The organism is Acinetobacter genomosp. 33YU (genome assembly GCF_001990725.1).
GTDB lineage: Bacteria > Pseudomonadota > Gammaproteobacteria > Pseudomonadales > Moraxellaceae > Acinetobacter > Acinetobacter seifertii.
In genome coordinates this window covers 100,272-123,320 of sequence record NZ_LFZQ01000005.1, presented here as the reverse complement: position 1 = coordinate 123,320, position 23,049 = coordinate 100,272, and the positions used below count along the sequence as shown (strand labels likewise).

At 34.1% G+C, this 23,049-nt stretch carries 23 protein-coding genes; 11 read left to right on the top strand and 12 right to left on the bottom strand.

The features are described 5' to 3' along the window. Positions 1 to 335 precede the first annotated feature (335 nt). A complete protein-coding gene (locus tag AC056_RS05255) occupies positions 336 to 1,487 on the bottom strand; it encodes an alpha/beta fold hydrolase (RefSeq protein WP_077162938.1) in 1,152 nt (383 codons plus the stop codon). Between the two features lie 361 nt (positions 1,488 to 1,848). Here AC056_RS05255 and gltS point away from each other — a divergent pair, with 361 nt between their 5' ends. Beyond that, on the top strand, positions 1,849 to 3,084 hold the full coding sequence (gene gltS, locus AC056_RS05250) for a sodium/glutamate symporter (protein WP_077162937.1): 1,236 nt from the start codon (positions 1,849 to 1,851) through the stop codon (positions 3,082 to 3,084). Between the two features lie 115 nt (positions 3,085 to 3,199). Then, positions 3,200 to 5,035, top strand: a complete 1,836-nt coding sequence (locus tag AC056_RS05245; protein ID WP_077162936.1) for a monovalent cation:proton antiporter-2 (CPA2) family protein — start codon at positions 3,200 to 3,202, stop codon at positions 5,033 to 5,035. Between the two features lie 144 nt (positions 5,036 to 5,179). Here AC056_RS05245 and AC056_RS05240 read toward each other — a convergent pair whose 3' ends face one another. The 4 genes from AC056_RS05240 to AC056_RS19685 form a co-directional block, all read right to left on the bottom strand. Continuing rightward, a complete protein-coding gene (locus AC056_RS05240) occupies positions 5,180 to 6,013 on the bottom strand; it encodes an SDR family NAD(P)-dependent oxidoreductase (protein WP_077162935.1) in 834 nt (277 codons plus the stop codon). A gap of 35 nt (positions 6,014 to 6,048) precedes the next feature. Continuing rightward, positions 6,049 to 6,450, bottom strand: a complete 402-nt coding sequence (locus AC056_RS05235; protein WP_077162934.1) for a DoxX-like family protein — start codon at positions 6,448 to 6,450, stop codon at positions 6,049 to 6,051. Between the two features lie 200 nt (positions 6,451 to 6,650). Next, positions 6,651 to 7,289, bottom strand: a complete 639-nt coding sequence (locus tag AC056_RS05230) for a TetR/AcrR family transcriptional regulator (RefSeq protein WP_077162933.1) — start codon at positions 7,287 to 7,289, stop codon at positions 6,651 to 6,653. Between the two features lie 753 nt (positions 7,290 to 8,042). Continuing rightward, positions 8,043 to 8,276, bottom strand: coding sequence for a hypothetical protein (locus AC056_RS19685; RefSeq protein WP_025469101.1), 234 nt, complete (start codon positions 8,274 to 8,276; stop codon positions 8,043 to 8,045). Between the two features lie 450 nt (positions 8,277 to 8,726). Here AC056_RS19685 and AC056_RS05220 point away from each other — a divergent pair, with 450 nt between their 5' ends. Then, positions 8,727 to 9,182: a hypothetical protein gene (locus AC056_RS05220; protein WP_039253659.1), complete on the top strand. Its 456-nt coding sequence runs from the start codon at positions 8,727 to 8,729 to the stop codon at positions 9,180 to 9,182. Positions 9,183 to 9,566: 384 nt separating this feature from the next. Here AC056_RS05220 and AC056_RS05215 read toward each other — a convergent pair whose 3' ends face one another. Next, positions 9,567 to 10,325 carry an HD domain-containing protein gene (locus AC056_RS05215; protein ID WP_077162932.1) on the bottom strand — a complete coding sequence of 253 codons (759 nt, stop codon included), beginning with the start codon at positions 10,323 to 10,325 and terminating at the stop codon, positions 9,567 to 9,569. Between the two features lie 104 nt (positions 10,326 to 10,429). On the opposite strand from AC056_RS05215, the gene AC056_RS05210 reads away from it, so the two are divergent. Further along, on the top strand, positions 10,430 to 10,672 hold the full coding sequence (locus tag AC056_RS05210) for a CPCC family cysteine-rich protein (RefSeq protein ID WP_077162931.1): 243 nt from the start codon (positions 10,430 to 10,432) through the stop codon (positions 10,670 to 10,672). Positions 10,673 to 11,043: 371 nt separating this feature from the next. On the opposite strand, the gene AC056_RS19680 is transcribed toward AC056_RS05210, so the two are convergent. Continuing rightward, the gene (locus tag AC056_RS19680) at positions 11,044 to 11,277 is read right to left on the bottom strand and encodes a hypothetical protein (RefSeq protein WP_139344621.1); all 234 of its coding nucleotides are present in this window, start codon (positions 11,275 to 11,277) and stop codon (positions 11,044 to 11,046) included. 260 nt (positions 11,278 to 11,537) lie between these two features. On the opposite strand from AC056_RS19680, the gene AC056_RS05200 reads away from it, so the two are divergent. Beyond that, a complete protein-coding gene (locus tag AC056_RS05200) occupies positions 11,538 to 11,774 on the top strand; it encodes a hypothetical protein (RefSeq protein ID WP_077162930.1) in 237 nt (78 codons plus the stop codon). A gap of 116 nt (positions 11,775 to 11,890) precedes the next feature. Then, positions 11,891 to 12,130, top strand: a complete 240-nt coding sequence (locus AC056_RS05195) for a hypothetical protein (protein ID WP_025469103.1) — start codon at positions 11,891 to 11,893, stop codon at positions 12,128 to 12,130. A gap of 236 nt (positions 12,131 to 12,366) precedes the next feature. Here AC056_RS05195 and AC056_RS19535 read toward each other — a convergent pair whose 3' ends face one another. After that, positions 12,367 to 12,519: a hypothetical protein gene (locus AC056_RS19535; protein WP_077162929.1), complete on the bottom strand. Its 153-nt coding sequence runs from the start codon at positions 12,517 to 12,519 to the stop codon at positions 12,367 to 12,369. 420 nt (positions 12,520 to 12,939) lie between these two features. Here AC056_RS19535 and AC056_RS05185 point away from each other — a divergent pair, with 420 nt between their 5' ends. Next, a complete protein-coding gene (locus tag AC056_RS05185) occupies positions 12,940 to 13,260 on the top strand; it encodes a hypothetical protein (protein ID WP_077162928.1) in 321 nt (106 codons plus the stop codon). Positions 13,261 to 14,041: 781 nt separating this feature from the next. Then, positions 14,042 to 14,596 carry a TetR/AcrR family transcriptional regulator gene (locus AC056_RS05170; RefSeq protein ID WP_077162927.1) on the top strand — a complete coding sequence of 185 codons (555 nt, stop codon included), beginning with the start codon at positions 14,042 to 14,044 and terminating at the stop codon, positions 14,594 to 14,596. 36 nt (positions 14,597 to 14,632) lie between these two features. Here AC056_RS05170 and AC056_RS05165 read toward each other — a convergent pair whose 3' ends face one another. Together AC056_RS05165 and AC056_RS05160 are read right to left on the bottom strand one after the other, a co-directional pair. Then, entirely contained in the window at positions 14,633 to 15,061 is a 429-nt protein-coding gene (locus tag AC056_RS05165) for a hypothetical protein (protein WP_077162926.1), read from the bottom strand. Between the two features lie 92 nt (positions 15,062 to 15,153). After that, positions 15,154 to 15,735 carry a TetR/AcrR family transcriptional regulator gene (locus AC056_RS05160; RefSeq protein ID WP_004700706.1) on the bottom strand — a complete coding sequence of 194 codons (582 nt, stop codon included), beginning with the start codon at positions 15,733 to 15,735 and terminating at the stop codon, positions 15,154 to 15,156. 431 nt (positions 15,736 to 16,166) lie between these two features. On the opposite strand from AC056_RS05160, the gene AC056_RS05155 reads away from it, so the two are divergent. From AC056_RS05155 to AC056_RS05145, 3 genes are all read left to right on the top strand, one after another. Beyond that, on the top strand, positions 16,167 to 17,060 hold the full coding sequence (locus AC056_RS05155) for a DMT family transporter (protein WP_077162925.1): 894 nt from the start codon (positions 16,167 to 16,169) through the stop codon (positions 17,058 to 17,060). Between the two features lie 78 nt (positions 17,061 to 17,138). After that, positions 17,139 to 18,206, top strand: coding sequence for a bifunctional DNA-binding transcriptional regulator/O6-methylguanine-DNA methyltransferase Ada (ada, locus tag AC056_RS05150; protein WP_077162924.1), 1,068 nt, complete (start codon positions 17,139 to 17,141; stop codon positions 18,204 to 18,206). A gap of 121 nt (positions 18,207 to 18,327) precedes the next feature. After that, on the top strand, positions 18,328 to 19,092 hold the full coding sequence (locus AC056_RS05145; protein WP_077162923.1) for an SDR family oxidoreductase: 765 nt from the start codon (positions 18,328 to 18,330) through the stop codon (positions 19,090 to 19,092). Between the two features lie 60 nt (positions 19,093 to 19,152). On the opposite strand, the gene AC056_RS05140 is transcribed toward AC056_RS05145, so the two are convergent. Together AC056_RS05140 and aspT are read right to left on the bottom strand one after the other, a co-directional pair. After that, positions 19,153 to 20,751, bottom strand: coding sequence for a bifunctional aspartate transaminase/aspartate 4-decarboxylase (locus tag AC056_RS05140; protein ID WP_019458396.1), 1,599 nt, complete (start codon positions 20,749 to 20,751; stop codon positions 19,153 to 19,155). Between the two features lie 56 nt (positions 20,752 to 20,807). After that, the gene (aspT, locus tag AC056_RS05135) at positions 20,808 to 22,493 is read right to left on the bottom strand and encodes an aspartate-alanine antiporter (RefSeq protein ID WP_077162922.1); all 1,686 of its coding nucleotides are present in this window, start codon (positions 22,491 to 22,493) and stop codon (positions 20,808 to 20,810) included. Positions 22,494 to 23,049 lie beyond the last annotated feature (556 nt).

Sequence of the window (23,049 nt, the reverse complement as noted above, 5' to 3'; positions counted from 1 at the left end):
AACATCCCCTTTAAGAAGGTATTCATTCTGAAAGAAAAGCATTAACTTGCTATGTGGTTTTTTGATTAATTATTTTTTAACGTTTGATAAAATATTTTATTCTTAAAATAAACTTTTTATAAATAAATTTTATGATTTTTGTGTTTGTGATAATTTTTTGACACTAAGTAATATTATCTTGTTGTAGATTTATATATTTAAAATATAAAGGTGGTTTAAAATTTTGGAATAAAATATATTGAAATATAAATGTGATTAAAAAGAATAATTTTGCAAAATTTGATATTCACCAGTGTAGGTTTGATTGGCTACACCGGTGTTGATGTACGGGTAAATTAACTTGAACGTGTAGCTAACCAGCTATTTATTTCTGGCCAAACAGAAATAGGTGCTTGGCTGCCAGAAACTATACCCATATGACCACCTGAGACAACTTTAAACCTTTTATCTTGGCTGCTAATTAAATCCATAAGTGGCTTCACAGCATCACTGGTCACAATAATATCGGTACTACCACCCACAGCTAACACAGAGCATTCAATATCTTTAAGATTGGCAGTGAGTTCACCAAATTTAACTACGCCCGTTGAAAGTTCATTATCTATCCAGAAACGGAGAATAATGTCTCGCATCACGCCGCCGGGATAAGCCAGCATGTTATCTATAAATGAACTAGAGGTGGCGTGGTCTACTATAAATTCTCGGTTATCTAAATTTTTAAAAAGTTGCCAATAAGTTTTTAAGTTGCCAATCGGGTCAGTTAATTTAAAACCTAGAGTGTTTTGCCAGCCATGTATATGGAACACTTTACTTGGTACATGTTGGCGAATACGAAAAGGTGTGTGTTTGCGAACCCATTCGGCAGGTTTGGTTAGGCTTCCATAGAGTTTGCCCATATAGCCTGCTTTGTGAGTGTCGATCGGTGAAGCAAGAATAATCAGATTTTTAATATCTTTATCTTTAAATAACGCGGTATAGCAGAGTGAAAGTGCACCGCCCAAACTCCAGCCATGTAATGAAAGCTGCTGTTGTCCACTATGTGCACGGACTTGCTTTAACAGTTCAGGCATAAAAACTTTTACATAAGTACCGAAATTATATTTTGCCTGATGTAGTGTTGGTACGCCCCAGTCTATTAAATAAACATCAAATCCTTGAGCTAAAAAGTAACGTATAAGGCTGCGTGTAGGGAATAAATCGTAAATGAGCATGTTGACTGCCAATGGCGGAACAATCACTAAGGGTACGCGGTGTTTATGCGTAGGAACTTCAGCCTCATTTCTATAGTGACGTAAGCTCATAATTTCATGCTTATAAATCACATCAAAAGGCGTTTTTCCTGACAAGGCAATTTGCTGACCTCTAAAAAACAGATCTGATGCATTGGCTAGCATGTGCGGTAGTTTCTGACCAGCATGTTTTTTAAGAGATGTTTTAAGCGATTGCACCTGCGGCACATTTTGACGAACTTTAAGCAATAAACTCATTAAATATAAAACCTGTAAAGATGTTGCCCAGAGCAATAACGAGCTGGTTTTGAGGCATATTAACGATAAAAATAGGGGAGTTCAGTGACTTAAAAGACAGTATTTTTTGCTTAAGATATCAAGTCACAAATACTATAAAAATATGAATTTTTTAATATAAGTTTTTGATATTAATAAGTTAATAATAATTTTTAGATAAATTTTTCTAAATTATTAAAAATTTTAAGCTATTTTTAAGAATAGTAAAAAAACGCATTGCTAGGGTAATTTTGTAAAGTTTATTTGTGTTTTTTTTACATATGAAAAAATAAAATATAATTATTTTACAATCGATTAGAAATGTAATTAGAAAGTAGTATATATGGAATTTGTTTTTAATGGTTTTTATACACTAATTTCGGCGGTCATTGTTCTACTGTTGGGCCGCTTTCTTGTCAATCGGATTGATTTTTTAAAACGTTACAATATCCCCGAACCTGTAGCGGGTGGTTTGGTTGCTGCTGTAGTGTCTTTACTTGTCCACACATTGTGGGGATATAGCGTTGTTTTCAGCAGTGAGTTGCAAACCAGCTTTATGCTCGTGTTCTTTGCTTCTATTGGTTTAAGTGCCAATTTTATGAAGCTTAAAGAAGGCGGTATGGCTTTGGTTATCTTTTTAGTCTGTGTTGCATCGTTCATCGTTGTGCAAAATGCGGTCGGTATGAGCCTCGCCACCTTGTTGGGTTTAGACCCACTTATTGGTTTGATTGCCGGTTCAATTACTTTAACGGGTGGTCATGGTACAGCAGGTGCATGGGGTGAAATTTTAGAAACTCAGCATGGTATACAGGGTGCATTAGCGCTAGGTATGGCGAGCGCTACTTTTGGTTTGATCATTGGTGGTGTGATTGGTGGTCCATTAGCTAAATTGCTGATTAATCGTTATGGCTTAGCTCAAGCAAAAACCAATGCGGAAATTCAAAATCGTGATACGCATGTTGAACAAAATTCGGATGATCTCGCGCCGTTTGAAAATCCGCATCAAGTTCGTTTAATTACAGCCGATAATGCAATTACTACATTGGGTATGTTTGCAGCCTGTTTAGCGTTTGCTGAATTTATGACAGGCTTTAGTAAGGGAACATGGTTTGAGTTGCCAACCTTCGTTTGGGCGCTCGGTGGCGGTGTAATTTTAAGAAACATTTTAGAAAGCGTGTTGAAAATTGATATTTTCGACCGTGCGATTGATGTTTTTGGTAATGCTTCTTTATCTCTTTATTTAGCAATGGCTTTGCTTTCATTAAAGCTTTGGCAACTTGCCGACTTAGCTGGTCCGCTTGTGGTTATTTTAGGTGCGCAAACACTGACCATGGCTTTATATGCAGCTTTCGTGACTTTCCGAGTAATGGGTAAAAACTATGATGCGGCAGTTTTGGCAGCAGGTCATTGTGGTTTTGGTATGGGTGCAACGCCAACTGCTGTTGCCAACATGCAAGCTATTACTAACATGTATGGCCCTTCGCATAAGGCATTTTTGATTGTTCCACTATGTGGTGCTTTCTTTGTCGACTTAATTAATGCAACAGTGATTCAGCTTATGTTGAAATTTATTGCTTAATTAGAAAAAGCCCGTAAGGGCTTTTTTTTATGGGTACGTTTTCTCATCACGAAGCATCGCCCCTAAACCTCTTTTTCACATAGAATGAATTGCAAATAAATAAAATGAGAAATGTATGAGCGAAGAAGCACATTCAATGAGTCTGGTTGCCCCAGTGGTTTTATTGGCAGCGGCTGTAATCGCAGTTCCTATTTTCAAACGTATTGGTTTGGGTTCTGTATTAGGTTATTTAATTGCGGGCTTAATTATTGGTCCATTTGGTTTTGCTTTTTTTCAAGATTCCACTGCAATTCTTCATATTGCCGAATTGGGAATTGTGATGTACCTCTTTGTGATTGGCTTGGAAATGCAACCATCACATTTGTGGAGCTTAAGGCGCGAAATTTTTGGTCTTGGTACGCTACAGATCATCATTTGTGCACTGGCTTTGACTGGGGTAGGACTATTATTTGGTTTTATATGGCAAGTGGCATTTATTGGTGCAGCAGGGTTTGTATTAACGTCGACTGCCATAGTCATGCAGTTATTGGGCGATCGAGGCGACTTGACGCAACCTCGCGGTCAAAAAATTGTAGCCATATTATTATTTGAAGATTTATTGATTGTGCCATTGCTGGCTATTGTTGCTTTTATGGCACCAAATCATGTTGTCGAAAGTACATCGGCACGTTTAGAAAACATTGGAATTGGTTTGCTAGCAATTGCCGGACTTATTGCGGCAGGCTATTGGTTACTTAACCCATTATTTAGACTCTTGGCCGCTGCAAAAGCCCGAGAAGTCATGACAGCTGCAGCATTATTGGTTGTATTGGGTGCCGCATTGCTCATGCAAGTCAGTGGTTTGACAATGGCAATGGGCGCTTTCTTAGCGGGTGTACTTCTATCTGAATCTACATTTAGACATCAAATTGAAGCCGATATTGAACCATTCCGAGGAATTTTACTGGGTCTGTTTTTCCTTGGGGTTGGTATGTCACTGGACTTATCCGTAGTTGTTCAAAACTGGCAGCTCATTGTGAGTGGTGTAATTGCCCTGATGTTTGCTAAAGCACTCATGATTTATATCGTCGCTCGATTAACGAAAAGCCCTCATACTGAAGCCTTAGATCGCGCTTTACTTATGGCACAAGGTGGCGAGTTTGCTTTTGTACTTTTCTCTGCTGCATTAAGTGCTCAAGTTATTGATAGTACCGTTAAATCTAACCTTACTGCTATTGTTGTACTTTCAATGGTATTGACTCCAATAGTGGGTATTATTTTTAAACGGTTTACTCAAGCTAAAGAAAAAGTTTCATTGGAAAACATTAATATTGCGGATGGACTAAGCGGTAGTGTTTTAATGATTGGTTTCGGGCGCTTTGGGCAGGTAACTAGTCAATTACTTTTGGCAAGAGGCGTAGATGTCACCATTATTGATAATAATACTGACATGATTCGAAACGCCGAAAAGTTTGGTTTTAAAATTTATTATGGCGATGGGTGCCGCCTCGATATTTTACATGCTTCTGGCGCTGCAACTGCACAAGCGATAGTGGTTTGTGTAGATAGTAAGGACACAACCAATAGAATCGTAGAACTCGTGACCCACGAATTTCCTTTGGCAAAATTATTAGTACGCTCATATGACCGTGAGCATTCATTGCATTTAGTCAAACAAAAAGTGGACTTTATGATCCGTGAAACGTTCGAGTCTGCAATTAAGTTTGGTGGCGTTATTTTGCAAGAGCTTGGTGTAGATGAAGACGAAGTAGACAGAATTACCGAAGAAATTCGAGATTTGGATAATGAGCGTTTTGAAACTGAAATTGCAGCAGATGATGTAAATGCGGGAGTGGGCATGCAATATACCCATACTCATCACCCTAGACCAACTGCACCATTGATTCGACCAAAACGAGAAGGACAGATTTTAAATAAAGATAATGTCTCGGAGAATGAGAGTATTGATTAATGATAAGCCTCAGTAATAAGTCTTCTTAGAAGTACTCTTACTGAGGCTTTTCTAGAGGAAAGAGTAGCTAATTGCTAAATTCTCTGGGTTTACCAATCAAACCGTCATTTAATCAAGTGAGTTGGTTAATCATATTAAACCCACCTATAGATGCTCTAACGCCGTGCCTTTAACCGGGTTTCTGCGCCAGTAATACGGCTGTAAAAATCTAAGGAAAAGCTTCCAAGGGGTCATCCACGCGATGCGTCGGTTGGTTTTTGTGTTTTGAAGAATTTGTTTTGCTAAATACGCACAAACAACCTCAGGTGGGTCAATCACAAAGAAAAATAAGCGTTTCATCTTTTTCCAGTTTTGTACGTTGCCATTTGTCCAAGACGAAACTAACAAGTCGGTTGCCACCATGCCTGGGCTGAGAGTACCAGTTAAAATAGAGGTCGACTTAGTCTCTTTATAAAGTGCTTTACTAAAATAACTTACCGCTCTTTTAGTTGTAGCGTAGGCAGTCATACCAGCACTCCATTCGCCGTTGCTTCCCCAACCTTCCATATTGAAGATTTGACCATGACCTTGTTTGAGCATGCCTTTTAAAGCGACTTGAGAACCAAGCATTGTGCCTAAAATATTGGTAGAAATGGCTGCGTTTAATTCATCAGATTGAAGGTCAACAAAGCCCTTGGTAGGGTGGCAGCTTCCTGCATTATTAATCCATACATTTACTTGAGCAAAATGCTGTATGGCAACATCCCATAGGTTTTGTAGGTCTGATATTTGTGTGACATCACAGCATAGGCCAGTGAACTTTTCTTTATTGAAATGAGTTTCTAAATAACTAAGTGCATGGTTAAGAGACTCTAAGTTACGGCCAGCGATCACAACCGAACATCCAAGCTCTAAAAATGCGTGGGCGAGTGCTAAACCAATACCCTTAGTGCCTCCGGTAATCACCACACATCCAACTTCACGGTTTGATAAACTCATTGAAATCTCTATATAATTTTAAAAAATTTAGGCCATTATTGAGCAGTTTTATGCAAATAAGTCGTTTGCTCTTTTAATAAAAGCAGATAGATGACTGATAAACTTATCATCGAAATATTCATGACGATAGGGTTGTAAGGTGAGATAAGCGTAGAAGGTATGAGAGAACCAATTAAAAGCAATAGACCCAACAACCCCAAAATACTTAAATAGTGAATATATTTTTGGTTTATAAATACAAACAATAAACCAAAAATAATTTCGCCTAAACCACTTGCACGGCCTGCAAGTTTTGCATATTCAAAGGAAAGACCTATTGATTGCCACACAAAAATTTCATCAACATTAATAAAAATTATTTTAGGGACAAGTCCCTGATATATCCACAGGAAGGCTAACACAAAGTTTATAAGTTTTAATGCTTTAGCATTATTCATTAAAGTTCTCTAAAATTTTAAAAAGTTAAATTTTCATTACTAAAGTTATTATCTTTCTATTTAATTTATTGTTCAACTAAAATAATTATAGTCTGTTTTTTAATCATTTTTATTTTTAAAGTAATGCAAGAAGTGATCGAAATGTTATATTCTGATTTTATATTAAAAACATAGGAGAAATGACTCCTATGTTTTTAATCTTATGGTTCACTCACTAATCTTGATATATTCTTTAAAACTATATTTCTTAGAAATTCTTTATAACATTCATCTGTATTCTTGTTCGAATGTTGAACTAAATATCCATTGAGCTGTGTAATTATAATAATGGCTCTTTCTTTATATTCTTCTGATGATATTTCATTATGAATAGGTAAAATAATCTTATATATAAGTTCAAGATTATACTTTTGTATAGTTGATAATGATTCATATACATAAGGTAAGTGATCTGAAATTGAAAAAAACTCCTTAAATGTATTGGTAATAATCGGTTGTTCTATTTCATATATTATATTGGTAATAATATTCATAAACCGATGTAAAGGTGGTTCATTCGCATTTAAGTTGATTAAAATTTCAATTCTTTGTATGTAGTCACAAATGAGTTTATTAAGTAAAGCCTGTAATAAAATATCTTTATTGGGAAAATAATGTTGCAAGGTACTTAAACTAATATTTGATTGTGTAGCAACTCCTCTCATACTAAAGCCAGAATAACCTTTGGTTAGAAAAACTATTTCAGCATTTTTTAAGATTTGCTTTATTCTTTCTTGTCCTTTTAGTGTGGTAAAGGACTTCTTAATTTGTATAGTATCAAAGGTATCAATTTTGATCATTATCCAGCCTGTAAGTACTATTTAAAAAAAAGCATTCTAAACCATGAAATTAGAAAAATATAAATAAAATATTTAAATTCTATTAAACTAAAATTAGGTCATGTGACCTATTATTTTTTTAATATACGTAAAATGAGTTAATTAAAAACAATAATATAGGTCAGGTGACTTATTTTATTTTGTTTGGTTCTGGTTTAAATGGGTCAACTGACCTATTTAAATGAAGGATGTCAACTGTGGGATTTAGCTGAATTATAAATAATTGTATTTGAAAACATATTGACTGACTTGATATGATTGTTGATATTAATTTTCTTTGTATTTTTCCTTGTTTTTTATAAAGTAGGGGGGATGTTTAGTTAGGTATTTTTACAGGAAATAAAAATAGTTTAAATGAGTCAATATGGTTTTTTGTAATATGTGTATACAAGTTAAATACCTTTTATTAAATTATAAAAATAATATTACAACAGTAAGTAGTAGTTTGTTTTATATATAAAACAAATTGTTCGCATTTTATTTTTCGAGTTTGATTCACTTTGTTCTACAAATCTAATCATAATATATGTAGGTTATGAATATAAAGAACATGCACAAATCACTTCTTGCAGCATTAATAGTTGCTGCTTGTATGGTAAATTCTTAAACGGCTGTTACGGTACAAGTCGAGTTTTAAAAGCTGTTTTGTATAAAAGATAAAAGCTCAGTTCATGGGCTTTTTTTCTTTGAATGAAGTCATTAGTTTTTAAAAATTTACTCAAGCTCTAATTGATCATCATCTTTGGTAATTTTAATCTTTATCTTTTTATATTTACGTTTATTTGGATCTAGTGCCGAGTTCATTACTTCATCTGCAAAGGGCGGGCACTGCATGAGTTTTGCATATGCTCTATAGCCGATGCGTATTCGCGTAGGTGGGCAATCAGTTCTTTTTGAATAGTATTCAATGAGAGAATTCAGTTCTTGTAATAAAGTTTGCTGTTCCATCATACATATTTAACAATTCGTTAATTCAAGCATAATAGACTTACAGGCTTAGTGGAATATGTACTCAAAATACTAATTTGCTTGAAGTGTGATATAGTTTTCATTTTTAATTAAATATATGAATTTTTTCATTTTTAGATAGAATGTTTAAGTCTTAGTTTTGCTTTACTAAGACCAAAAAACTATAAAAATTTAGATTTTTTTTTGAATCATTTAGATTTACATTTAAATGATGAAATTTAAAAAATAAAATTTATCTAATTGATTTTATTAACAAAAAATAATTTAAATAAAGATGGTGCAAGAAATAGAAAATTATTGGAAATACATATTAACTTAAAACAAACAATACTTACATGATGTTTCATATATTTACAAATTGTTACATAACATAAATCATACTTACCTAAAAAGCACTCCAAATACCACTTAGTAAATAAGGATACTTTAATGCCTCAATATCTGATGATTGCAGAAAGTGTGTATAGGAAAGTTAAAGACAATGATCTCTTCACAGAAGATACCATTGAAAATCTTAATCATCTGATGACATTTATCCGCAAAGAAATCGTTGGAACTGTATTTAAACTTAAGTACAACTATATTGATTTTAATGAACTATTTAGCAAACCACTTAACGAGTGTAATGTAAAAATAGATGTGAGCCTAATTCCGCATTTCAATCATGAAAATGAGTATGTTTTATGGTTGGCGGGATTTATTGAAAAAATTACTGAAGGCGGACCTAAAACTCCACCTCCAATTAAGAAGTTTATTCCTGAGTTTATTAGTTTAAGACTAGAGTTTGATTCAGTGGCTTTGCCAGATGAAAAAACTGAAAATCAGGGTGAAGAAATAACCGAATACTTTAACTCTCAAGCTTTTACAAAAAAGATGGGAAAGTAAAATTGTTTTAATAGGTACAATTTTTCATTAATCGCCTTCGGGCGATTTTTTTTAATCATCTTGTCATAATGAACAGCTAATTTAAGCTTATAAAAAGAAAAGATGAAGATTGTTGCGAACAACAAAATCAAAAAGCAATTTTCAAGTAAAGCTGGTCCGTTGTAATTAAGCTAATTCGAATGAATTGGCTTTTTTGTTTTAAGCAAGTTTTGCTTATAAAAGTATAGTGATTTGAATTGTTTAAGTCATGTTTTGATAGCCATTTTTAACATGTAGTTATGGAATGGCATAAATTTAAAATCTATTCGCACTAGAAAGATAAGACAGCCATGAATTGAAGTTTCTAGTTAAGAATTTGAAGTTTCTCATGACTTAAACTTTTAATTATTCTTTATATAAATTTGACTTAATCATGATTGGTAAGCCCAGTCTAGACAATAAACTTGTCCTTGAATTAGGGATATGTTTTCTTTCTAGATTAATAAGTTCAATAAATTCTTTATTAAATTGCTTTCTAGGGTATTTTTCTAAGATTTCATTTCTAAATGATAAGGGCAGTCTATATTGATTGTCACTGATCACATCACAAGATGCTCCTTGCTGTAATAGAATAACCTCCGCTGGATCAGATTCATCTATATATCCATTCATGTGAAGACATATAGCATCTTTAATCACTTCGCTTTTCTTCTCATCAAAGTTATATTCTTTTGCCTTTTTCTCAAATTGTTTAGCACTTTCATACGTAAAACATTGGCAACCTTTATCATGAATATGTTGTTCAGTTAGACCAATATCATGAAAAAGTGAAGCTATTAGGAGTGATTCATGATCAAAGTGTCTTTTTTGTAAATTGCCTAGCGCGGCTCCCCAAAAGTATGTTCGCCATGAATGATTGTAGATAGATAGACTTGCTTTTGATTCTAGTTCTTCAAGTGCGATTTTAATCATTTGAGTATCTGGTATTACAATTTTTCCCATATCAAAATCATTGCTAGTTTGAAATCTATAATAATTTATTTTTATAGAATTCAGGATGCTAGGCATCATAATTTTTTGAATTAATTTAATTTTTTCTTTGAAATTGAGTTGACCATTAGTAGCTTGCATCCATTGATATGAACCAATTTTTATACTTTTCATTATTAAATCTCATTTTAGAGTAATTACTCTAAAATATTACCTTAGCTGCTTTTTTGCAAGTTCATATTTGAATAAGTCTACATAGATAAAGATAGGAGAAAATAATGTCTTACGCATGCCCTTGCTGTGGTTATCTTACATTTGATGCGTTGCCGTATGGTTCGTTCGATATCTGTGCAGTTTGTTTTTGGGAAGATGACAATGTTCAGAACGAAGATCCTGATTATATGGGAGGAGCAAATGGTATTAGTTTAAATATGGCTAAGCAAAATTTTCAATTATTTGGAGCAATCAAAAAAGAATTTATACCATATACCCGTAAACCACTTGAAGAAGAAATGCCCTGATAAACTTACATATTTACCTCACCAGTGATGTGTTTTTATTAATTTATTATTTATGTAGTTATTTGAATTTACTAATATAATTTATGATTTTTATAAAATTTTAATTATTTATCTTTATTTTTTAATGCTCTAATTTAAAACAAATATTATTTTATCTAATTGATTGTTATAAGGTTGAGTAATTTCTTGCTTGCTGGCACTTGTCAGTGACGGTGTGTAATGAATGAAATATGGGGATATCAATTAAAATAGACGGATTCATCAGCTTAATTTTATACCATTTACCTCAATCACAATACATGTGGTTGCACAGACAATTTAAAATTCATCCTTTCAGTGAGGCAAAGTTCTATTGATAGATTTTGCTTTCATTATTCAAGATCGAGTTGGTTATCATCTTTGGTGACTTTGATTTTTAACTTTTTATATTTTCGTTTGTTTGGATCAATTGCGGAGTTCATAACTTCATCTGAGAAAGATGAGCATAGCATGAGTTTTGCATAGGCCCGGTAACCAATCAAAATTCTACGTAAGGGATAGTCTGTTCTTGTAGAGTAATATTCAATTCGGGCGTTTAGCTCATGTAGCTGGGTCTGCTGGGCCATTGGAATAATTTTCTATAAGTGGTTCATTACAGCATATAGAGATTTACACTCGTTAAAAAGAAATATTTTAAAAAATTAATATTATTCATAGTTAATTTATTAAAAATCATATGCTATAAATTTTTATTCCTTTTAAATTTAACTAGATATAACAATTTTTTAAATATTTTGGTTAACGTTTAATTATCAAAAATAACAACTCTTTTAAAACAATAAGCGTATGTGTGTTATAGTCAATTTTAAATAATTTTTGGTATAAAATGGATATTTGTATTGGTGGCCTACTAAATGGTCAGAAAAGACATGATAATCAAAGCTTTTTTAAAGTAGAGAATCACTATTGTGATAGTTTCTCCGAATATACTAAAGAGTATTTTCATTTAAATGGTCAAATTTTTTCATTTTGGATTAGTAAAGAAATAGACTTTTTTGAAGCTCAAAAGAAAATTGAATTATATTTGATAAATATTGAAAATATTAAAATTAAAAATGCATGATAGAAAGTAAATTGATTAATATAAAATATTTTTTAAATTTCTCTATACATGAAATTTAATGAATTTGTCTTTTTGGGATTGTAATATAAAAAATAAAGTAGGTTGCAGGTATGGGTATGAGTGATCAATTAATTGAAAGAGATAAACTTTTAAAATATCTAACTCAAAAAAATGCTGAGAAGGAGTTAGAGTGTGAATGGCTTAGAAATATTATTATTCGGTTGCTTGATGAAATTGAAGATAGTCGATTACAGGCTCTGCTGATTAGACAAGTCAATGAAGAGCTGATTTTACTAATCCAAACACATATAGAGCCAGAGTTTAACTTAAAGGATTTAACTCAGTTTCCAAATTGAATAAGTGGTAAATATTGCTAAAAGTAATCATTTATTTTGAAATGGATTTAGAAGAAATAAAATATTTAATTAAATTATAGGTTTATATCTTTGTGAAAATAGTTGATAGATTTTAGATGAGTGAAAAGAAATTGTGAAAAATGATAATAAATCAATGAATTTTGTTAAATATTTAATATAAAATCCCTATATTAAATAGGGCTTTTATATTAATTAAAGAGTGTATCTAATTAATTTTAATGTATATTTTCCTTCTTGTTATTTTCTGGTAAAGGAGTATCAATTTCAGTGGGTTGAATAGGTTTTTCAATTTTATCCGAATTTGATTTAGGGTTGAAATTATTTTGCTCTTGCGTTGCTTTTTTTGAAAAATCTTTAAAATCAGACATTTTAAACTTCTTTAATAATAGTAGTAAGGAAGCTTTATACTAGACCTTTAATTTAGTTACATTGCTGTAGTTGTGAGAACACTATGTAGTATTATGTTCTAGAAATAGGCTAGTTATCGACATAATATTTCTATAAATTGATTTGAGTGTTGATATATATGTAAAAACACCATTTAGTTAAATACAGGATGTAACATATAAATTAATATTTTATTTTTTAAGCTTTAAAAATTAATATTTTTTGAAAAATTTATTTAAATTTATAAGTTTTTAATTTATTTAGTGATATAAATTATAAGCTTGATTTTTTTGTTTAAAATTCTCTAACTAGTTGCTGATAAATATATTTTAACAACTTAAGTATGCTTTTCTAGATGAATAATGCATACTTAATGAAATTAAAGTTAAAAAGAGAAAATTATGGATGATAATATAAAAAAATATTTTGATGTTGCTGAAGGTGTTTATAGGAATATTAGTTTTAAAAATCAGTCTAATAAAGGGAGAATCGACTATCTTAATAAGCTACTAATTGAGATAAAAAAAGAAGCTGCTATCCATCAATTAAGGTTAATGTATAGTAATATTGATTTCGAAAACTGCTTAAATCGATCAATGAAAGAACGTGTTATCAAAATAGATTTAAGTCTGCTGCCTAGTTTAGATAACGAACATGAGTATATTATGTGGTTGGCAAATTTCATCCAAAGTATTTCTGTGACTAAGTCTGAAGTAATTTGATTCTATATTATTGATTTTAAAAACTAATAGAGGCCTTGTTTTTTAACATTAAAGGGTATTATTTAGCCTTTGATTTAACAATCTATTTTATATTGTTTAAATTTTAGACTGAGTATCTCCTTGCTGATATTTTTTAGTTTTCGGTACAGATCATCACTTTATAAACCCCAATTTAACAATAAATTTTAATTATTTATCTTTACTTTTTAATGATCTATTTTAAAACAAATGTCATTTTGTATGCTTGACTGTAATAGGGTAGAGCACTATCCTTTGCCTGCTGGCCTACATTGCCAGCCGGCTTTGACAGGCTGATTTAGACCACATCAGAATTATTCCTTCTGAGGAATAGTCTTGTGTGTAAGCTCCTCGTCTCCTCCCGTAGCGGTAGGACGGGAGAGGGACACCCTCGGGTGTGCTGGCGTCTAACCAGTCTGTCAACCTTCTCTCGTTCTGCCACCATAATCGTTTGACAGTGATTCGGTAGAACTTCTTTAGACATGAGGAGTCCTCTATGCGTACTAATTCTTCTTTATTGGCCTTTGCCAAATTCTCTCTGCCCATACCGCTTAAGACGTCTATAAAACGGTTTAATCGACTCTAGGTTTTCTACACCTTAAGAATCGTTACGACCGAAAATCATAGCCACAATAAAACTGAGATAGGCGAGCACACCATTATTGTGCGGCTTTCTTATGCCTGTATTTAGCACTCATTTTAAGAGTGAGGGTATTTATATCTCTTTTATATACAACAAAAAATTATTTTAAGCGGTAAAACTATGCGAAATTTAGAAACATCTTCCAAAAAACTACATGTAATTCAAACTACCATTCAACTCATGACGATACATGGGTTCCATAATGTAGGCGTAGACCTGATTGCTAAAGAAACCAAAATTGCAAAAGGTACGCTTTACAACTATTTTCACTCAAAAGCAGGCCTTATTGAAATATGCCTGTTACTGCAAAAAGAAACGCTCATGGAAAAAGTAAGAGAGGTGCTAGAAACAACCCAATATTCCACTTTGACTAATAAACTCAGACAAATTTATCTTTTACATGCCGACTTAAATAGCGCTTATTACCTACTGTTTAAAGCGGTTTTTGAAACTAAATTACTTTATCCTCATGCTTACCAAAGTGCTGTGCGTTATAGACGTTGGCTAAAAAATGAGATTTTCTGCCTTATAGCAGAAACTAAAAAAATGGCTTCATATACAGAAGCTGAGTTGTTGGTATTTATGATAGATGGAGCAATTTTGAGGCTTTTAAGTTCAGGTAAAATTGAAGAACAAACTAAGTTGTTAGATTACTATTTGATGAAGGTAATCTAACAACTCATTGCTGCCCAAGCTATTCAGCTTGGGTTGCTAAATACCTATTACGGTAATGCCATCATATTTGTTTTCGACTCTCTCAAGAAATTTGGTAATTTCTATGATCATGTTGAGAGCTTGTGGTTTAAAAAAATTGAAGTGATTTGCAAACCATTTTGTTTCTTTTTCGAAAATGAGCTTTAACGTCTTATCGTATTTATCTAACTGATTTATAAATGAATGAAGCTTATACAAATCTTTTATAATTTCTTTGATATTTTCAGAGTCTATAAAAGTATTTCCCCAATGAAAAAACTTTTCTTTATCTCGGTTAAATAAATTTTCAACGAGTGAAAAAGCAATTTCATCAACAACTATAGAGTCGATACAATTTTCATTTCTATCGAGGTCCATAGGTATCACTTGAATATTTAATGAACCTACTAAACCAGAAACAAATTTAACGTCAAAATTAATTTGCATATTAAATAGCTGAATAAATTAAATTTTATATTTATGAGATTAAGTTTTCACTTAAATTCAATTCGTTAGAAAATACAGGGTTAGATTTCCAGTTAAGTTGTCTCTAGCTCAATTAAAGTATTGATATAGTTCCACGTTTTCTCTGGTTCAATTGGATTTTCTTCGCAAACAGACGCATTAATCAAGCCATCGAGGAGAGAGAGGAATAAATGAGTGAGCGTTATAGGATCTTTTATTTCTAATTCTTTAAAAATAGAACTAGTAGTGTCAAATAACCAATTCCGATATTCATCTAGCACGACATGAATAGTTGGATATAAGCTTCCTACATCCATTCGTGCTTTATGAAATGGGCATCCTCTGGCACCATTTTGATTTACCCAATTGATATACCACATATAGAGTTGTTCTAATTTTTCCAAAGGAACTGATCGTGCAGATATTTGCTCTTCTACCGCAATCTGGATATCAAGTTTTAGTTCCTGTAGGCAAGCGGCCACCAGTTCTTCTTTAGATGGAAAATGTTTATAAAAGGTCGCTTTGGCAATATCAGATTCAGCAATAATTCGGTCTATACCGACAGCAATATAACTTTCCTGAATAAAGAGCTGAGTTGCTGTTCTTAGAATAATTTCTCGTTTTGATGGTTTTTTTAATTTTATTTGTGCATTCATAAGGGCTTATTGCATTTTGTTGAAGAATTAAGCTTGGTATTTTAGTTGATAGAGGGACTGTTAGACTAGTCGATATGGTTGAAATTTAAACAAAAGAAAGACAGAACTGTATGTATTTAATCACATATCTTGGATTATGATCTAATCTATAAAAATGTAATGTTTAATTTAATGAGATTTATCAAATTTTAGAGATGTTTGCTTCATTTGGCACATCGTTCGGTATGTCTCTATTTTCCAGATAAATTCTTAAATAGTTATTTTTTCTTAAAGTTTAAATGAGCAAGATATATTATTTTTTATATTAAATAACTGAATAATTTAAATTTTATATATCTGAAACTAGAAAGATTTACCTTAAAAAAATCTACTCAATTAGATGAACATAAATGAGCCGAATAATTAACGATATAAAACTATTGGAGAAAGCTGTGGATGAACACAAGTTAAAAACAAAAGTCGGCACACTTGAAATGGTCGTAGCGATGCTGCTTTCAGGGAGTATTGGTCTATTTGTGATTAAATCAGGTCAATCACCAATAAACATCGTATTTTTCCGCTGCCTTATATCAGCCTTATGCTTAATACCCATCTGTTTGTTTTATGGTCATTTTAAAAAAGTATATTTTGGCAAAAATGAACTATTTCTAATGGTAACTTCGGGCTTACTTATTATTTTTAACTGGGTTCTGCTGTTTGCTGCTTTCCCTAAAACCTCTATCTCTTTAGCCACGATTGTTTATCACGTAAACCCGTTTGTGATTTTATTTTTAGGGGCTTTGGTCTTTCATGAAAAGCTAAATAAAAATGATGTGCTATGGACCCTAGTTGCTTTTGCTGGGCTAATTGTAATTATTGGTTTAGGTAGTGCCTCGGTCAACTCCAGTGAGTTAGCAGGTTTAGGCTTGGTTCTTATAGCTACTACACTGTATTCAATATCGGTTCTAATGACTAAAAAACTAACTAACACGCCGCCTTTATTAATTGTGCTTATACAAACCTTAAGTGGAGCGATTGTTATGACTCCGTTTATTTCGGTTTTTGCAAATCCACCGATAGGCCAACAATGGCTGTTTGTACTTGGGTTAGGGGTTTTACACACAGCATTTCTTTACTATTTAATGTACTCGGCAATTAAGAAAATACCTTTAAATAACATTGCGATCTTATCTTTTATCTATCCTATATCGACCATAGTAATTGATTATTTCTTCTTTGATCATGTTCTGACCCATACTCAAATTTTAGGTGCAGCTTTAATTTTATTGGGTGTGCTTGGAGTAAAGTTGCATTGGAATGTTTTTGCGTTGAAAAGATTAAAATAGCAATACCAAGAGTTTTGCTTATCAACAAAGTTGCGAAAATAAGTCATTAAATATTAAATTGCAATTGAGGTGAGCAAAATGAAAAATCAGTGGATAACAGACGAAGATAGATGGCAAGCAATTGTTGATCGTAATGCAGAAGCTGATGCATATTTTGTTTATGGCGTGAAAACCTCAGGTATGTATTGTCTGCCATCAAGTACAAAAAGGCTGCCTAAAAAAGAAAATGTAGTTTTCTTTGAGAGCGTCGCGCAAGCCGAGAAAAATGGTTATCGCGCAAGCCAAAAAATACAAAACAGACTCTCAAATGCACACGATCCAAAGCTTGTAGAGAAAATCAAGAAAGCGTGTAGATACATCGAACTACATGAAGAAAACTTGTCTTTATCAGATGTGGCAGATCATGTAGGAATGAGTGCATATCATTTTCACCGAGTTTTTAAGCAAATTACTGGCTTAACACCTAAAGGCTATGCCGATGCCCATAAAAGTAAAAAGCTAAGAGAAAACCTAGACGAAAATATCAGTGTGACTGATGCAATATTTAATGCAGGTTTTAATTCAAATAGTCAGTTCTATGAAAATTCAAATTCGCTATTAGGTATGACCGCGAAAGAATGGAAATCTGGCGGTAAGGGGGTACGCATTTTTTTCGCCATAGGAGCGTGCTCTTTAGGAGACATTTTAGTTGCCCAAAGCCAGAAAGGAATTTGTGCAATTTTGCTAGGCGATGACCCTGAAAAGCTTTTAAATGATTTACAAGATAAATTTCCTGAAGCCGATTTAATTGGCTGTGATGATGAGTTTGAGCAACTGATTGCGCATATTGTCGGGTTTATTGAAGCGCCACAAATTGGATTAGATTTACCACTAGATATTCAAGGGACTGCATTTCAACAAAGAGTATGGCAAGCCTTGAAAGAAATTCCTGCGGGGCAGACGGCTAGTTATTCCGATATAGCCCAAAAAATAGGTTCACCTAAAGCGGTTCGGGCCGTTGCAGGAGCGTGTGCAGCAAACATGTTAGCTGTTGCTATTCCATGCCATCGTGTTGTTCGAAATGATGGTTTTATTTCTGGTTATCGTTGGGGCGTGGAGCGTAAACGTGCATTATTAGAGAAAGAAGCAGAACTGGCACGAAACTAAAATTGTTTTAGTAGGCTGTTTTATAAAATTAATTTTTTCAAAACAGCAAGAATCAGAGAGTCTATTTTTTTCGGGTTACTCAAAATATATCCATCAATTTAATAAAGATGGAATTGTGAGTATGAGCAGATTAAAAGATAAAGTGGCTATTATTACGGGTGCAAGTTCAGGTATAGGTCTAAGTGCGGCGTCGCTATTTGTAGCCGAAGGAGCGAAAGTTATTCTGGTTGCACGCCGTGAGCGTGTTTTAAAAGAGCTTTGCGATAGTTTGAATCGAGACGGCGCCGTTGCGCACTTTATCGCAGGTGATCTTAATGACCCCACAACCATGCAAAAAGCAATTGATATGGCTACGCAATATTATGGCAGGTTAGATATTGCATTTAATAATGCTGGTCTGTTGGGAGAATATCAACTGACTCACGACACAACCGATGACAATTGGAATCATGTGATTCAGAGTAATTTAACCAGTGCGTTTCAGTCAGCCAGAGAGCAGCTTAAAGTCATGTTAAAGCAGGGCTATGGCTCAATACTGTTTACATCATCTTTTGTTGGTCATCATATCGGGTTTCCTCAAATGGCGGCTTATGCTGCAAGCAAAGCAGGACTCATTGGTCTAACCAAAGTGATGGCAGCAGAATATGCAACGTCAGGCATTCGAGTAAATGCACTTTTACCCGGAGGAACAAATACTTCAATGGGTCAAGAAGCGGCACCTTCTCCAGAAGTTCTAAAGTTTGTAAAAAGCATACATGCGATGAAACGTTTAGCAGAACCCGATGAAATTGCAAAGGTGGCGCTCTTTTTAGTAAGTGATGATGCAAGCTTTATTACAGGCAGTGCTGTACTCGCCGATGGTGGAGTGACTATTTGTAAAACCTAGATAAAGAATAAATAGGTCGTAAAAAAGTGAGGCTGCTAGAGCCTCACTTTTTATATGTACTTATTTTCCTTTTTTGGTTTTTAAATATTCGGCATAAGCTTCATCTGCGAAGCGTCTTAAAGAGTCACCAATAGCAGCATATTGATATTCATTTAGGTTAGCCAATGACGCACGGGCAGAAGGATGCTGCACACCGAAGCCAGAACCCGGCAATAAAACCACACCTGTTTCATCTGCTACTCTAAATAATAGCTCGGTCGGATTTTTATTTTTCATCACCCAGTCGGCAAACTCATCTCCATAGAGAGTGCGTGAGGTATTTTCAAGGTTAACAAGGGTGTAGTAGTCCACAGCATTTGGATCTGTTGGAACCTCGACACCAAGCTGTCTATAAAGTGCTGCATCGCGTTCACGTACAACAGATTTGACCGCTTTTTTATAGCTTTGGCGTGAGTCCATCATATTAAACAATGCAAATAAAACCATTTGCACTTGTTGTGGGGTAGACAGGCCCGCAGTATGGTTTAGGGCAACATTACGGCTGTCTGCAACTAAACGGTCAATAAACTTAATACTTGATGGGTCTGTAGTTAAAGATGAATAGCGCTCTTCAAGCTCTTTCTTCTCTTTTTTCGATAAGTTCGCAATTTGTTTATCAAGCACATTGTTATTTGAAAGTGCAATGACCCCAAGTCGCCAACCAGTTGCACCAAAGTATTTAGAGAATGAGTAAACCAAAATGGTGTTATCAGGACAGATCGCAAAAAGTGATTTGAAGTTATCGGCAAAAGTACCATAAACATCATCTGTCAAAATGATCAGATCGGGGCGTTTTTTGACAATATCCGCCAAAATCGCAAGACCTTCATCACTCATTTTTACCGATGGCGGGTTACTTGGGTTGACTAGGAAGAATGCTTTAATAGACGGATCTTCTAACTTTCTAAGCTCTGACTCTGGATATTGCCAACCGAGTTTAGGGTCTGCCTCAATGAGCACTTCTTCAAGTTGGTAGTCATTAAGTTTCGGAATTTCCAGATATGGTGTAAAAATAGGACTACCAATGGCAATGCGGTCGCCGTTTTTAATAATTTTATTTTCTTTTAATGAGTTAAAAATATAGGCCATTGCGGCTGTTCCGCCTTCAACAGCAAACAAATCTAAGTCTCTTTTTTGCATACCTTGTACGCCCATTTCTCGTAAGACGTACTCTTTAATAATCGTTTCACTTACTCGAAGCATGCGGTCTGGTACGGGATAGTTACAGCCCAGAATACCTTCAACCATTTCAAGTAAAAAAAGATCTGGGTCTAAGCCTAATTGGTCGCGTACATAAGATACGGCTTTACCTAAAAAGACAACGCCCGGTTTATCGCGGTTTTCCAAAATGAAGCTGTCAAAACGTGACTGGAGTCCAACAGGGCGAGGGAAGCCACCTAGACCTTCTGGCATATAAGAAAACGAAAATTCGGATTCGGTTGCCGAAAACAGACCTAGTTGAAAGAATGCTCGGCGTGGGATAGTCGCAAGAAAGTTCGGATTGCCTCGGCCAGCATTTAACATCATGCGGTCAGTTCGGCTTTGAGCTAATTCTATTAAATTATCTTTCAGTTCAAACGGACTGAGTTTTGCGTATTTAGAATAATCGACTTTCCCCATGGGACGTCTCCTTAATTATAGTGAGATGAATAAAATTTCTAATTCAATGTATAAAATCAGGCTAAGCCTACGATCAGTGGTCCGAGTAAGGTCAAGAACACATTTGCGAGGGCATAGGTGATTGCGAAAGGAACAGTCGGAATTGAGTTGCCTGCTTTGTCTAAGATGGCACCAAAAGCTGGGTTTGCACTACGTGAACCAGATAGCGCTCCAGCCATTACCGCAACGTTGCTATAACGCAGAACATAACGAGCAAACAGCATAGAAAGCAGCAACGGAACCAGTGTTACAACTACTCCAATCATAAAGAGTGAAAGACCACTTTCTTTAATGGTTTGAATGGCCTGTAAACCTGATTGTAAGCCAACCGCTGCAACAAAGCCTGCCAAACCTAAGTCTTTAAGAAGCTGTGAAGCCGCTAACGGCATATTGCCATGTACCTGATTTCGACTACGAATCCAACCAAATAGAAGACCCGATAGTAAAGCGCCACCGCCAGCGCCAAGCGTTAATGGCACATCGCCTAAACGAATCACAAAAAGACCAATCACTAAACCAACAACAAGACCTGCACCATGAAAAATCCAGTCTGTTTTTAGGCTTTCAGGTAAGGCTTTACCAGCTTCTTTCACTAAACGATCGAGGTCACTTTTTGTACCATAGACAGTAACGACATCACCTTGTTTTAAAATGGTGTCGTCACTTAAAGGTTGAGTTTCATCGTTACGTTTAATCGCAAGTACATAAATACCGTGCTTCAAATAGGCTGGAGTATTGGACTTAATATCACCTAAGGTGCGGTTAATGTATTTGGAATTTCTTAAGATGACATCGCTGGTATCCATAATCATTTCCATACCCTGCGATGATTGCAATTCGGGTCCGATTTGCTCGGCTACGGAAACGACACTGGCACGGCGACCGACCAGCAATACCACATCGTCTGTTTGTAAGGTGAGTTCAGGAGCAACATCAATAAACTGATCTTTACGTTTTAACCGTTCAATCGTAATGCTTGCTTCTTTTGCTTCAAGTTCCGCAATAGTGCGCCCATTGGCTTGTTTAACTTTATAAATACGGCCAACAATTTCCGGCATTGCCAGTTCCTGACCCGGTGCGAGTTCAAAAGCACCTTTAAGTCGTTCACTTTGAGCTTTTAAAGCATCGTCGTGAATTTCTTTACCCATAAATTTAGGCAAGATATTTACACATACAATGATTGCGCCCAAAGAACCGAAAATGTAAGTCACCGCATAGCCAATCGCGACATTTGCTTGAAGTCTTTGAATCTCAGCCAGAGGCAGATCAAGTCTGGAAATAGCATCTCCGGCAGTACCAATAATCGCAGATTGAGTCATACCACCAGCCGCGAGTCCGGCCGCCAAACCTTTATCGAGATGGAATATTTTAGCCATAACTAAAACGGTGACTAAACCACACACGGCCATAAATACGGCTAAAAGAATTTCTTTTATAGACTGTGGCCCGAGTGATTTAAAAAACTGGGGTCCACTTTCAAAGCCTACCGCGTAAATGAAGAGTGCAAATAAAATTGCTTTAACGCCGTTATCAACAGGTACACCGATAAGACTTAGAACGACTGCTACAAGTAGGGAGCCTGCGACTCCACCAAACTGAAATTTTCCAAACTGGAACTGTCCAATCCAGAAGCCAATTGCGAGTGATAAGAACAATAATATTTCGGGGCTATGTTTTAAAACACCTTGTAACCATTCAATCATTTTGATCTCACTTTTATTATTAGATCTATCTTTAATATATAAATTTATTTATTTTTCATTTTTAAAATACTATATGAAAATTACTTAAGCAAACCTTCAAGTCTAATGATTTTCTTAAGTTTAGTTATAGAAAATAAGTCGTTTAAAGTACTTGTGATGTATGTATGTCACTAATTCTGAGTGATTAAATCAGCTTTGATTTTGAATGCAAGGTAAAAATTTTTTTACAATAATATAAAGAATATTTTATGAAATAAAATTGTCTTTGAATTAATTTTTTTTGCATATGTTCTCTATAATTTATTGATATATATTGATTTAATATTTTTGCTGTCATTTAAGTAATGGTTTTTATTCAAATTAAAAAACAATCTACTTAAAAATGAGTTTCTGTTAACTAGATAGCATAATTTAAAGTTTAATATATTTAGAATATATTTAAATAAATCTTCATAATAAGACTTATTCTAAAGAAGTAATATAAACTCAACTTGAGGAATTTTCATTTTTAAATAAAAAGCTTCGTGTTATGGAAGCTTGATATTTAAAAATATTT